This is a genomic window from Halomicrobium sp. IBSBa (assembly GCF_017612575.1).
Lineage (GTDB): Archaea > Halobacteriota > Halobacteria > Halobacteriales > Haloarculaceae > Halomicrobium.
This window is the reverse complement of the sequence record NZ_JADPQC010000002.1, coordinates 404,684-417,460: the sequence shown is the minus strand read 5'-3', so window position 1 is coordinate 417,460 and position 12,777 is coordinate 404,684. Positions and strand designations below refer to the sequence as shown.

The following is a 12,777-nucleotide window of genomic DNA, read 5'->3' as shown; positions in this document are numbered from 1 at the left end:
GCCAACGACGAGTATGACCGACGGATCCGCTTCAGACGATCCCCTCGCCGACGCCGAGTGGCCGGCCGAGACGCCGCGGTATCGCCTCGTCGTCCCGGCGACGGCCTCGGAGCTGGCGTCGATCGAACTGCTGGCGACGGTGCTCGACGAGAGCCCGCGATCACCGGCCACGGCCACCGTCCGCGTGGGGACCGGCCGGCGGGACGACCGCGACCACATCCGTCACGCGCTGGCCGATCTGGCCGCCCACTCCGACGTGGCGGTCGGCCACGAGGAGACCAGCGGGACGGTGCCGCTGACCGACGGCACGTTCGACGCGCTCGCAGACGTGTCCCCGGAGATCCGGACGCTGGTGGTTCGAGACGACGACGGACTCGCGCTCGTCACGCGGCGCGACGAACGGTTCACGTTCGCCCTGCCCGACGAGGCGATCGAGGCCGTCGAGTCGTCGCTGCCGTCGTCGCTGCGAGAGCGACTCGAAGTCGTCTCGTAGCGGAGGACAGGCCGCCGTTCGTCTACTCCGAGATTCTCAGTCGCTTCGCTTGCTCCGAATCTCGCTCGTCCTCATACTGCCGGCTGTCCGTCTGTCACGAATGTTGCGACCCCGTGGTCACACATATCTTGCAACAGTGACAGCCGGCGGTATCACTCAGACTGATTCGCTGCTCGCGCACGGCCGCGCTCGCTGGGCAAATCAGTCCTCAGTCCAGTAGTAGATGTCCTCCTTCGGCGCACCGCAGTCGGGGCACTCCTCGGGGATGTCCTCGATCTCGCCCATCGCGCCACAGTCCCAGCAGCGCCACATCAGTTCGGCCGCTCCGGACTCACCGGCGCGGACGTGTTCGATCGACATGGCGGCCATGCCGCCTTCGAGCGTGACGTAGAATCCCCGCTCGTCGAACCCGCGGATCGTCCCGAGTCGCTGGCCGTCCTCGTCGTAGACGGTCTCTCCGAAGCCCAGTCCCATGTCGCTGGCCGCGTCTGGCATCTCTGACATTGTGTAACACAGTTCACACCACACGGCAATAAAGGTCACTGAGAGAACAGGTGATCGAACGCTACCGTACTCGGTGGCTTCGTCGAGAGAAACACGCAGGAATTTATACCCTGCTGGGAGAATGCGGTCGATATGGAGATCGAGAACGATCTCTCGACATCTGTCGACAGGCTCTCCGCCGACAGAGAGCGACGGGGCGTCGCCCTCGTGTTGCTCCTGATCGCGGCGTTCGCGCTCGGGTACGTCCTCAAGTCTGTGATCACTGGAGAACCGATCACCGACTACCTCCCGATGCTGGTCGCGTCGATCGTCGCGCCGCTCGTGATCGTCTTCGCCTTGCTCGCCGAGGCGGGTACCGACGAGGACGCGTAACGCACCGCCGACGGCGGCCGTATCAGGAAAAGAGGCTGGTGTGGACCGGCGCGTGGTCGGGACCGTCGTCGCCGTCGTCGTCGGTGGTGTCGGAGACGGCGCTGCCTCCGACGCCGTCGGCGAGGAAGTCGGCGACGGGCGGGCCGACGCGGTCGGGCTCGACGAGGAAGGCGTCGTGGCCGTAATCGGAGTCGACCACGTGGTGTGCGGTCGCGGTGTCGGTCTCGCGGAACGCGTCGGCCAGCTCTTCGGACTGTTCGGTGGTGAAGTGCCAGTCGCCGGTAAAGGACATCAGCAACGCCTCGCCGTCGAAGGCGGCGACGGCGTCCGCGTCGGACTCGAAGCCCGACGAGAGGTCGTAGTTGTCCATCGCCCGGGTCAGGTAGAGGTAGCTGTTCGCGTCGAAGCGGTCGACGAACTTCGTGGCGTTGTGATCGAGGTACGACTCCACGTCCCGGTAGGGGAAGAACCGGCCCGCCGGATCCGTCGGGAAGGCCCGCTCGTACTCTCTCGTGGCGGCCCGACGGCCGAAGCGCTGCTCCATCGTCGCCTTCGAGAGGTACATCACGTGGCCGAGTTCGCGGGCCAGCGCCAGCCCCTCGTCTGGGTCCGGGCGGTCGTCGCCGTAGTAGTCCCCACCGTTCCAGTCGTCGTCGGTCGTGATCGCCCGGCGTGCGATCCCGTCCAGCGCGAGACACTGCGGGTCGAGTCGCGCGGCGGTGGCGATGGCGACGACGCGCTCGACGTGGTCGGGGTGGCGCTTGACCCAGTCCAGCGCGTTCATGCCGCCGACGCTGCCGCCGACGACCGCGTGGAGGTGGGGTACCCCGAGTTCGTCCAGCACGGCCCGCTGGGCCTCCGTCCAGTCGCCGACGGTCACCGGCGGGAACGCCGTCCCGTAGGGCTCGCCGGTCTCGGGGTTCGTCGAGGCCGGCCCGGACGTGCCATAACAGGAGCCGGGGTCGTTCACGCAGACAACGTAGTACTCGGTCGTGTCGATGGCTTTGCCCGGACCGACGATGTTGTCCCACCAGGCGAAGGCCTGATCGGAGTCTTCGAAGCGACCGCGGCCGGCGACGTGTGCGCTGCCGGTGAGCGCGTGACAGACGAGGACCGCGTTGTCGCCGTCGAACTCGCCGTAGGTCTCGTACGCGACTTCGAGCTCGGGGATCGTCTCGCCACAGGCGAACTCGAACTCGCCCAGCGAGAGGGTCTGGTGGTCTACGTCCATGCTGTAGCCCTCACTGTCGTCGTTCGAAACGGGAACTCGATTGCCGTGTCGCTGTGCCGTAGACGGTCTTCTCGTTGGTCTCGAACCATTTAGCTCGCCTCCGCGATGGCCCGGTCGAGGTCGGCGAGGACGTCCTCGGTGTCCTCGATGCCGACGCTACAGCGGATCAGGTCCGGCGTGACGCCGCTGGCCCGCTGTTCGTCCTCGCTGAGCTGTGCGTGGGTCGTACTCGCGGGGTGGATCACGAGCGTCTTGGCGTCGCCGATGTTGGCGAGGAACTGCGCGAGATCGGTCCGCTCGCACACCTCGCGGCCGGCGTCGTAGCCCCCCTCCAGGCCGAAGGTGACGATGCCGCCGTAGCCGCCGTCGAGGTAGCGGTTCGCGTTGTCGTGGGTCTCGTGGGATTCGAGTCCGGGGTAGGTGACCCACGCCACTTCGGGGTGGTCTCGGAGGTGCTTGGCGACGGCCATCGCCGACTCGCAGTGCTGTTGCATCCGGAGCTTGAGCGTCTCACACCCCTGGAGGGTGGCCCAGGCGTCGAAGGGCTTCTGGCCGTCGCCCAGTGAGCGAACGGCGCGCTGGCGGACCGCGTGTGCGAACGCCTCGCCCTCGAAGCGCTCGGCGAAGGTGATCCCGTCGAAGGCCGGATTGGGAGCCCCGAGCTCCGAGAACTTCTCGGGGTACTCCGCCCACGGGAACGAGCCGCCGTCGACCAGCACGCCGCCGACGGTCGTCCCCGAGCCGTGGATCCACTTGGTCGTCGACTCCCAGACGAGGTCGACGCCGTGGTCCAGCGGGTTACAGAGGTACGGCGTGCCGAAGGTGTTGTCGACGAAGACGGGGACGCCACGGTCGTGAGCGACCTCGGCGATCTCTTCCATCGGCGGCGTCACGAGCGAGGGGTTCCCGATGGTCTCGAAGTGGACGTAGGCGGTGTCGTCGTCGATTGCGTCGGCGTAGGCCTGTGGGTCCAGCGTGTCGACGAAGCGCGTCTCGATGCCGCGGCGCGGCCCCATGTTGGCCAGATAGGAGTGAGTCCCCCCGTAGATCGAGGCGGCCGTGACGACGTTGTCGCCCGCGCTCGCGAGGATCGACGTACCGGCGTCCAGCGCGGCCATCCCCGAGCCCGTGGCCACCGCTGCAGTGCCGTTCTCCAGCGAGGCGATGCGCCGTTCCAGCATCGACACCGTCGGGTTGTCGAACCGCGAGTAGACGTTGCCGGTGTCGTCGAGAGCGTACCGCTGGGCGGCGGTGTCGGCGTCCTCGAACACGTACGACGTGGTCTGGTAGATCGGTGGCGCACGCGCGCCCGTCGCCGGATCGGGCTCCTCCTGGCCGGCGTGGACACAGCGCGTCCCGAACCCCTGGGTGTCGTCAGTCATGTACAACACGCATATTGCTCCAGCCATCTATAACCACCAGTTACGGCAAAACTCGCAGGTGCGTCGCCCGCTGGCAGGTCGCTGTCGGCGGTCGACCGCCCATCCAGCGACCGTCTCGTCTGGTCAAAGCTTATATCGCGTCACGACTGACGTACGTCCATCTTCAGTCACGTTCCGGCCGGTCGTCCCACATCGACGAGCCATGGCAGATGACGAATCTCTCTTCGAGGTCGGCGGCACGCGCGACTACTCGCGGGTCGCGCTCGTGGTAGTCACGCTGCTCGCGCTCGTGGTGGCGACGACCGCGGTGCCGGCGCTGTCGCCGGCAGGTACCGACACGCCAGCCTCGTCGCTGGTCCCGATCCCCGAGGAGGTCCGGGGTGGGTCGGGGGGCAGCGGCTCTGGCGGTGGCGGCGGGCTCGGCGCGCTGAGTCCCGGCGACAGCACCGACGTTGGCGGGTCGCTGGGCGGCGAGTCGGCCCTGCGATCACAGAGCGACGAAGTCCACTTCCGGGTCCAGAGCACGCAGGCAAGCTACTGGCGGACGGGTGCCTACGGCGAGTACACGGGCGCGGGGTGGGAGCGACGCGGCGGGACGACGCCGGTCGAGGGCGAACTGCCCGTCGAGGGCGCTCGCGACGGCCGCGTCACCTACGAGGTGACCCTCGAACGGAGCGCCGCGTCGCTCCCGACCGTCTGGCGGCCGACCCAGATCTCTCGGCCGGGCGTCTCGGTCACCGAGAACGGTGCGATCACGGCCGACGGGGCCGTCCCGCAGGGGACTAGCTACACCGGCGTCAGTCAGCGCCCGGCCGACGATCCGGCCGTACTGAGTCAGGCCGGCCGGGAGTATCCGGCGGCGATCGAGGACCGGTACACCCAGCTCCCGGCCGACAGCGAGGCCCGCCTCGGGGCGTTCACCGACGAGCTGACGGCCGACGCCGACGATCCCTACGAGACCGCTCGCACGATCGAGCGGTGGCTCGAATCGAACAAGGCCTATTCGCTGAACGCCAGCCACGATCCCGAGCGGGAGGCCGGCGTCGCGACGCAGTTCGTCTTCGACATGGATTCAGGGTACTGCGAGTACTTCGCCACGTCGATGGTCGCGATGCTGCGCAGTCAGGACATTCCCGCCCGCTACGTCGTCGGCTACTCCACCGGCGAGCAGGTCGGCGAGAACAGCTACACCGTTCGAGGGATGAACGCCCACGCCTGGACGGAGGTGTACTTCCCCGACGTGGGCTGGGTCCGCTTCGACGCCACGCCGGGCGACGAGCGCCGCCAGCAGGAGCAGGCCGCGCTGGACGAGCCGGCCACGGCGACACCCACACCAGCTCCGACGGACCAGTCACCGACCGACACGCCGACGCCGACGGACACGGTGACAGCCACGCCGACCGAGCAAGACGACACCGCAGACGGCGGCTACGACGTGTCGCTGAACCGGACGGCCGTTCCCGGCGTGCCGGTGACCGTGACCGTCACCGAAGACGGCGTTCCGGTGATGGGCGCGCAGGTCCTGTTCAACGGCGAGCCGGTCGGTGCCACGGCCACGGACGGGAACGTGACCGCCACCGTCCCCTACGCCGCGACGCTCAACGTGACGATCGCCGGCACCGCCGACGAGCGGGTGGTCGTCTACGGCGCGCCGAGCCGCGAGAACGGGCGGCTCTTCAGACCGGCCGGCCCCGCGACCCACGACACCGAGACCTTCGAGCTGAACACGACCGCGGCGATCGCCGTGAGCGGCGATCTCACCACCGGCAGCGAGGTGTCGGTGGTCGCGCTCGTCGACGGCGAACCGCTCCGGCGGGCGGCGGTGACACTGGCGGGCGAGCAGGTCGCGACGACCGACGACCGGGGCCGGGCGACCGTGCGCCTGCCCGAGGAGCCCGGCGAGACGACCCTGGCAGTGCGTCGCGGTGCCGTCGAGGGCACTAGGACGCTCACGCTCGGGCGGCTGAACGTGAGCGTCGAGCCGACGGCACCGCTGGCCCTCCCGCTGACCGACGCCCGGGTCAACGCGACCGTGGCGGGCGAACCGACGGCCGGCGCGACCGTCGCGCTGGACGGCGAACGGATCGGGACGACCGGCGTCGACGGGACGACGACGGTCTCGCTGCCGCTGGCAGACAGCGCGACCGTCGCGGTCTCGCAGTACGGCCAGTCTCGCCGGACCGCCCTGGAGGGACTGTACGCGAACCTGGCGGCGGTCGTGACCGCCCTCCTCGTCGCCGTCGTCGCCGCGATCGCGCTGGCTCGCCGCTACGGAGTCACGCCCCGACGGATCGGGGCGGCGCTCGCCCGGAGCGGACAGTTGGTCGTCGTCGCGCTGGTGGGGATCGGCTCGCTGCTCGATCGCGCGATCCGGCAGCTCTACCGACGGGCGGCGCTGACCGTCGACCACCTGCGCGCGCTCGTCACCGGCCGCGTCTCGCCGACCGCGCTGCTGGCTGCGCTCCGGCGCTGGCTCGCGGACCGGTCGGGCGGCGTCCAGTCGACGGTGACCGCCCGCTTCGAGTCGCTGGCTCCAGCCGGCGACGGTGACGCCGGGTCCGACGACGCCCACGCGACGATCAGAGAGGGGTGGTCGCAGTTCCTCGGGCACGTCTCGGTGGCCCGGCCGGAGCGCCGGACGCCCGAGGCGATCGCGGCCCACGCCGTCGAGGTCGACGACCTCCCGGCCGACGCGGTCTGGACGATCGTCGACGCCTTCCGGGCCGTCGAGTACGGCCAGCGCGAACCCACCGAACGAGTGCCGGCCGTCGACGCGGCCCTGGCGGCGATCGACGACGCCGTCGAGCGCGCCGACGACGCCGACGGCGACGCGCCCGAGGGCAAGCCGGAGGTGGCCGACTGATGCGGGTCCGGGTCGTCCTGTTCGGAGTTGTCGGGACGGTCGCGACGCTGTTGGCCGCCGGGCTGCTGTTCGCTCCCGAGACGCTGCTGTCGGTCGCGCCCGTCGCTCCGCTCGTGACCCTCGGCGAGGCGGCGAACGCGCGCCAGCTGTTGCTGGGGGGCAGCCTCATCGCCGGGCTCTACCTGCTCGTCGCCGCCCGGTCGGCGACGCTGCCGAGCCGCGATGGCGAGGGCGGAGACGCGTTCGACGCCGCGACCGCGGAACCGCCCGAGGCCGTCACGACGGCACGCCAGCGTCGGACCGGCGCGGCGCTGGCGGCGACGATCGACGACGCCATCGCGGGCGAGGACGAGGCGCTCGACGCCGTCCGCGAGCGGTTTCGCGAGACGGCGACGGCGGCCTACGCACAGACGGCCGGCTGTGGCCCCGAGGCCGCCCGGCGAGCGGTCGAGCGGGGTGACTGGACCGACGACCGGACCGCCGCGGCCGTTCTCTCGGGCGACAACGGCCCGTCGCACTCGCTGTGGTCGCGTCTCAGACTCTGGCTCGATCCGGCGGCCGAGCGCCGACGCCGACTGCATCGCACGGTCAGCGCCACGCGCGGACTCACGGAGGGGTGGCCGTGACCGACCGGGTCCGACGCTGGGGCGTCCCGCTCGCGGGGACGGTGACGCTACTGAGCGTCGGTCTCCTGGCCGCCGAACCGGCCCTCTTCGCGGGGGCGGCGATCCCCCTCGCCTACGTGCTTGTCGGGGCGCTCTCGCGCGTCCCGTCGGGAGCCAACCTCGACGCCGACCGGACCGTGGCCGCCGCCGCACCGACGCCGGGCGATCCGGTCGACGTGACGCTGACCGTCGAGAACACCGGCCGGCGGACCCTGACCGACGTTCGGATCGTCGACGGCGTCCCCGCCGAACTGACCGTCGTCTCGGGCTCGCCGCGGGCCTGTCGCTCGCTGCGGCCCGGCGAGTCGACGACCGTCGAGTACGCCGTCCGCTCGAAGCGGGGGACCTACGCCTTCGACGATCCCGTCGTTCGGATCCGGCCGCTGGCGGCCACCGAGATCGCGACGGCGACGGTCGCCGCGGCCGGCGACACCGCCCTGACCTGTGCCAACGTGGTCGCCGAGGCACCGCTTGCCGACGCGACGCTGCCCCGCGCCGGCACGCTCCCGACCGACAGCGGCGGGAGCGGGCTGGAGTTTCACGCGACCCGCGACTACCAGTCGGGCGATCCGGTCTCGCGGATCGACTGGCGGCGCTTCGCCAAGACCGGCGAACTGACGACCGTCGAGTACCGCGAGGAGCAGGCCGTCCGCACCGTGCTCGTCGTCGACGCACGCCCCCCGACGCGGGTGACGCCGGAAGCGGGGTATCCGACGGGTGCGGAACTGGCCGCCTACGCCGCCGAGCGCCTGCTCGATGCCCTGGCCAGATCGAGTGTCGTCGCCAGCATCACTGCCGTCGGGCTCGCCGACGAGGACCTCGTGGGCGGGCTCGGTCCGGACGGACTGGCCTGGGCCGACCCCGACGGCGGCGTCGAGAGCCCGCAGGCGAGTCGTCTGTTCGACGGCGTCCAGTCGGCGGCCACGCGCGACAGCGTCGCCCCCGACGGCGGCGAGCAGGCGAGGGCCGAGACCGCGACGGATCGGACCGCCCCCGACGTGGAGACCCTGCTCGCTCGCCTCCCGCCGACGGCCCAGGTCGTCGTCTTCTCGCCGCTGCTCGACGACTGGCCGACGGAACTGATCACGAGCCTCCGGGCGCGGAACTACCCGACGACCGTCGTCAGTCCCGACGTCACTCGCGGCGAGGGACCGGCCCAGACCGTCGTCGCGCTCGAACGCCGACTGCGCCTCCAGTCGGTGGAGCTGAGCGGGGCGACGCTGATCGACTGGGACCTCGACGAACCGATCGACATCGCCATGCGGGCCTCGCTCGCGGAGCTGTTCAACCGATGATCGACGATCGCACGGACTGGCGGCCGACGACGGCGAGCACGGGGCTGGTCGTGTTCGTCACGCTGCTGACAGCGACGGTGCTCGTGCGAGCGATCGGCGTCGCGGTGCCGGCCGCGCTCGGCGGGGCCGGCGCGGTCGCGCTCGCACTGGCGGTCTGGACCGCCGGCTGGAAACGCCACCAGACGCTGGGAACCGTCCTGACCAGCCTGCTTGCGCTCCCGATCGGGCTCGGCGTCGTCGCTGCGACGGTCGGGACCGTCATCGTCCTGGCGGGCGTTCTGTTCCCCGTCGAGTCGCTGTCCCGGCTGCCGGCGACCGTCGTCGACCTGTCGGCCCGCGCGATGGTCGTCGTCGGGGCGGCCGCGGCCGTCTTCGGCGCGAGCGTGGCGATCGGACACGTCCTCGATCGGGACACGGCCAGGCGGACCGCCGAGGCGTCGCTGAAGACGACGATACCGCCGCTCGGTGTGGGACTGGTCCTCGTCGCCAGCGAGGCCCTCCGGTATCTCGAAGCCACCCGCGACGCACCGGGTGTCGGGGCCGTCCTCGGCGACGTGCTCCGGACGACCACGACGATTGTCTTCGAGCCCCCAGCGGTCCGACCCAGCGTGACGACGTTCCTGTTGCTCGTCGCGGCCACGTTCCTCGTCGTCCGACGGACCGTCGGTGCCCTGCCGCTCACCGAACTCACGACCGACCCGGCGGTCGAGCGCGCCGTCGCGAGCGCCCGGTCGTGGCTGCTCCGGGCGGCCGTCCTCGCCGGGTTCGGCGTCCCCGTCGGGTTCTTCACCGACTACGTGTTCCCGCCCGAGCGACTCCAGTCGGTGGTGACGCCCCCGGTCTTCGACCTGCTGACGGCGGTGACGACCGCGCCGCCGGCTCGCAGGCTCGCGTGGCGTGTGATCGTCCTCTGTGTCGCGACGCTGGTCGCCGTCGCGCTGCTCCGGCGGACCGCCCAGACCTCGGCCGACCGGATCGGGGCCGCAGTCGCGCCCTTCGCGGCCGGGAGCGGGGTGCTCGTCGCGGCCGCCCTCGTCGCCGGCCCGGTCCTGTCGGCGGCTCGCGGCTGGGTCGCGGCGACGCTGCCCGGCGAGTTCGGCCCGCAGTTTCGCGAGCTGTCCGGCTCCGTCGTCGACTTCTACGGCCCGGTCCCGATCGTCCTGGCCGGCGTCGGCTTCGTGTTGCTGGTCGCCGCGGTCGTGGCGATGTGTCTGTGGCTCGTCTTGCTCACGAAGTACCTCGACGACCGCACTGCCGGCGTCGGGATCGCCAGTGCCGCACTCTTCGAAATCGCGGCGTTCGCGGGCGTCGTCGGCGTGCCGACGGCGCTGCTGTTTGGAAGCCTCGTCGCCGCCGTCCTCGTCTGGGACGTGGGCGAGTTCGGGACGACGCTGGGCGAGGAGATCGGACAGCGGGCCGACACCCGCCGGGCAGAACTGGTCCACACGACCGGAACGCTGGCCGTCGGCGGGGTCGGCGTCGCCGTCGCCGTGGCCGTGACCGACGCCGCCGTCGGCGCGGTCACCGTCGCCGACGGGGCCGTCGTCGCGGGCTTGGTCGTCGCCGTCGCGGGGCTGTTGGCGTTGCTGGTCGCGCTGCGCTGACGGACAGCGCTGGTGTCGCCGGGACAGACCGGCAATAATCCGTCTCAGGTCGGCGAGACGGCCGGCACCTCGATCCGGTCGAGTACGTCTCGGACCACCTCGTCGGGATCCACCTCGCGGACGCTCGCGTCGGCGGTCAGCACCAGTCGGTGAGCGAACACGTCTCGGACGACTCGCTGTACGTCCTCGGGGACGACGTAGTCCCGCCCTTCGATGACGGCGCGAGCGCGCGCGGCCTCGAACAGCCGCTGGATTCCGCGCGGGGAGACGCCCACGTCGACGCGCTCGTCGGCGCGGGTCGCCCGCCCGAGTTCCACCACGTAGTCCCTGAGTTTCCCGTCGACGGTGACGGTCTCGGCGACGCGCTGGAGGTCGGGGATCCGCTCGGCGTCGACGATGGCGGTGACGCTCGGTGCCTGTGCGGTGCGGTCGGCCCGCCGGTCGATCAGCGCTCGCTCGCCGTCGAAGTCGGGGTAGCCCATCGCGGTCTTGACGACGAATCGGTCTCGCTGGGCCTCGGGTAGCCCGAAGGTCCCCTCCTGCTCGACGGGGTTCTGGGTCGCGATGACGAAGAACGGCTCGGGCAGCGCGTGGGTCTCGCCGTCGACGGTGACCTGGCCCTCGCCCATCGCCTCCAGCAGCGCGGCCTGTGTCTTGGGCGGCGCGCGGTTGATCTCGTCGGCCAGCACGACGTTGGCGAAGATCGGCCCCGGCGCGAACTCGAAGCTCCCCGTCCCCTCGTTGTAGACGTTCGAGCCGGTGATGTCGGCCGGCAACAGGTCCGGCGTGAACTGGATGCGGTTGAACGAGAGATCGAGCGCGTTCGCGAAGCTCCGGGCGGTCAGCGTCTTGCCGGTGCCGGGCACGTCCTCCAGCAGGACGTGGCCCCGTGCGAGGATGCCGGTCAACACGCCCTCCAGGAAGGCGTCCTCGGCGATCACCGCGCTCCCGACGGCGTCGAGAATCTCGGCGCAGGCCCGGCCGGCGGTCTCGTGATCCATACGCGAGTGCTCGGCCAGCGACGGCATAAGTCTGGTCGAACCGCCGGGTGGTCGCCGGCCCGCTGAGCGAGAATCGAGCGAACCGGTTATACGAACCCCTCACGGGAGCGAAGGAGAGCTACGCAAAAAGCGAGGGTGGACGGCTACGTCGCGGCTTCGGTCTCTGTCGCTTCCTCGTCGGTCGTTGCTTCTTCCTCGGTGGTTTCTTCCTCGGTGGTCTCTTCCTCGGTGGTTTCTTCCTCGGTGGTCTCTTCCTCAGTCGTCTCTTCTTCCTCGGATTCCGTTTCGGTGTCCGTCCCTTCAGTCTCGTTTCCCGCGCCCGGGAAGTCGATCGTCCTGCTTGCGTCCTGGGTCGTTACGACGCGGAAGGTCGGTGGCATCTCCTCGCCGTCCTCGGGGACGTTCCCGAGCGCCCACGCGGTGTGGGCGACGCCGCTCTCCAGGGTGAGGTCCGTACTGGCGACGACCGATCCGTCGTTGTCCTCGGCCGCGACTCTGACCTCGACGGTGTAGTCGCCGGCCGGGACGTTCGCGTACTCGGTCGCCTCGGTGTACGAGACGTTCTCCGCGAGGACCATCTCGCCGGTCGCTTCTTCCTCCTCAGTTGCGGTCTCTTCGTCGGTCTCGTTTGCCTCCGTCTCGGTCGCCGTCTCCTCGGTGGCGTTGTCCTCGCCGCTCTCGACGGCGACGATATCGACTGCCGGCGCGTTCGGCGAGAGGTGAGCGATCCGGAGTGCAGCCTCGTCGTCTGCCGGGGTCGCGGCGCTATCGTCGTAGGCCACGGGGACGACCCCACCCTCGCTGTCGTTTGCGGCGATCGCCGCGGTCACGGTCGTCACCGACCGCGGTTCGAGGTCGACGGTCTCGTTGAACACGACCTCGTCGGGCGTGTCGACGACGGAGACCGTTATCGTGTGGTTGCCCGACTCCAGGGCGATGTAGTCGCTGAACGTGTCGAACGCGACGCCCTCGGCGACGGTCTCGTTGTCGACGGAGACGTCGACCGACGCTGCACCGGGCGCGGCGTGGGCGATGCGCAGGTACGACGTGTTCTGTGTGCTCAACTCTGTGTCGTCGGCGTCGTCCTCGGCCTGCTGGCCGAAGCCGACCCCGACGAAGGCCGCGCTCGCCACGAGCGCGACCGAGAGGACCAATACGAGTGCGGTACTGCGTGTGTTGTCTGGCATGCAGTGGAGTCATCCACCCTCTCCCCCTTTGTTATGCGAGAGCAAGCGCTCGCCCGCCAGCGCCGCTGTCCCGTGCCCGCCACGGTGCTCCGGAGTAAGCCGGTCGTTTGTTCCGCGCTCGTTCGATAACGACCGCTTGTTTGCCGGCACGATCCCACCGCGGGGACCCGGAAAGCGAAC

Annotated in this window: 11 protein-coding genes; 6 read left to right on the top strand and 5 right to left on the bottom strand. The window is 70.5% G+C overall.

Annotation, left to right across the window (positions count from 1 at the left end; genetic code table 11):
- Positions 1-13: 13 nt before the first annotated feature.
- Entirely contained in the window at positions 14-493 is a 480-nt protein-coding gene (locus IL252_RS08800) for a hypothetical protein (protein ID WP_208627685.1), read from the top strand.
- 201 nt (positions 494-694) lie between these two features.
- Here the strand turns inward: IL252_RS08800 and IL252_RS08795 are convergent, their stop codons facing one another.
- Positions 695-997: a rubredoxin-like domain-containing protein gene (locus IL252_RS08795; RefSeq protein ID WP_170093295.1), complete on the bottom strand. Its 303-nt coding sequence runs from the start codon at positions 995-997 to the stop codon at positions 695-697.
- Positions 998-1,129: 132 nt separating this feature from the next.
- On the opposite strand from IL252_RS08795, the gene IL252_RS08790 reads away from it, so the two are divergent.
- A complete protein-coding gene (locus IL252_RS08790) occupies positions 1,130-1,369 on the top strand; it encodes a hypothetical protein (RefSeq protein ID WP_208627684.1) in 240 nt (79 codons plus the stop codon).
- Positions 1,370-1,391: 22 nt separating this feature from the next.
- Here the strand turns inward: IL252_RS08790 and metX are convergent, their stop codons facing one another.
- Both metX and IL252_RS08780 read right to left on the bottom strand, forming a co-directional pair.
- The gene (metX, locus tag IL252_RS08785) at positions 1,392-2,600 is read right to left on the bottom strand and encodes a homoserine O-acetyltransferase (RefSeq protein WP_170093293.1); all 1,209 of its coding nucleotides are present in this window, start codon (positions 2,598-2,600) and stop codon (positions 1,392-1,394) included.
- An 89-nt stretch (positions 2,601-2,689) separates the two neighbouring features.
- Positions 2,690-3,982, bottom strand: a complete 1,293-nt coding sequence (locus IL252_RS08780; protein ID WP_208627683.1) for an O-acetylhomoserine aminocarboxypropyltransferase/cysteine synthase family protein — start codon at positions 3,980-3,982, stop codon at positions 2,690-2,692.
- 202 nt (positions 3,983-4,184) lie between these two features.
- Here IL252_RS08780 and IL252_RS08775 point away from each other — a divergent pair, with 202 nt between their 5' ends.
- Genes IL252_RS08775 through IL252_RS08760 form a run of 4 tightly spaced genes read left to right on the top strand, consistent with a single transcriptional unit; the run spans position 4,185 to position 10,409 of the window.
- Positions 4,185-6,845, top strand: a complete 2,661-nt coding sequence (locus IL252_RS08775; protein ID WP_208627682.1) for a transglutaminase domain-containing protein — start codon at positions 4,185-4,187, stop codon at positions 6,843-6,845.
- A complete protein-coding gene (locus IL252_RS08770; RefSeq protein ID WP_208627681.1) occupies positions 6,845-7,471 on the top strand; it encodes a hypothetical protein in 627 nt (208 codons plus the stop codon). Before IL252_RS08775 ends, IL252_RS08770 begins: the two co-directional genes overlap by 1 nt.
- A complete protein-coding gene (locus IL252_RS08765) occupies positions 7,468-8,805 on the top strand; it encodes a DUF58 domain-containing protein (RefSeq protein ID WP_208627680.1) in 1,338 nt (445 codons plus the stop codon). The genes IL252_RS08770 and IL252_RS08765 overlap by 4 nt, the downstream gene beginning before the upstream one ends.
- Entirely contained in the window at positions 8,802-10,409 is a 1,608-nt protein-coding gene (locus IL252_RS08760; RefSeq protein WP_208627679.1) for a hypothetical protein, read from the top strand. Before IL252_RS08765 ends, IL252_RS08760 begins: the two co-directional genes overlap by 4 nt.
- A 44-nt stretch (positions 10,410-10,453) precedes the next feature.
- Here the strand turns inward: IL252_RS08760 and IL252_RS08755 are convergent, their stop codons facing one another.
- Both IL252_RS08755 and IL252_RS08750 read right to left on the bottom strand, forming a co-directional pair.
- Entirely contained in the window at positions 10,454-11,410 is a 957-nt protein-coding gene (locus tag IL252_RS08755; protein WP_153552120.1) for a MoxR family ATPase, read from the bottom strand.
- Positions 11,411-11,553: 143 nt separating this feature from the next.
- Complete coding sequence (locus tag IL252_RS08750) at positions 11,554-12,597, bottom strand: DUF4397 domain-containing protein (RefSeq protein WP_208627678.1); 1,044 nt, start codon at positions 12,595-12,597, stop codon at positions 11,554-11,556.
- Positions 12,598-12,777 lie beyond the last annotated feature (180 nt).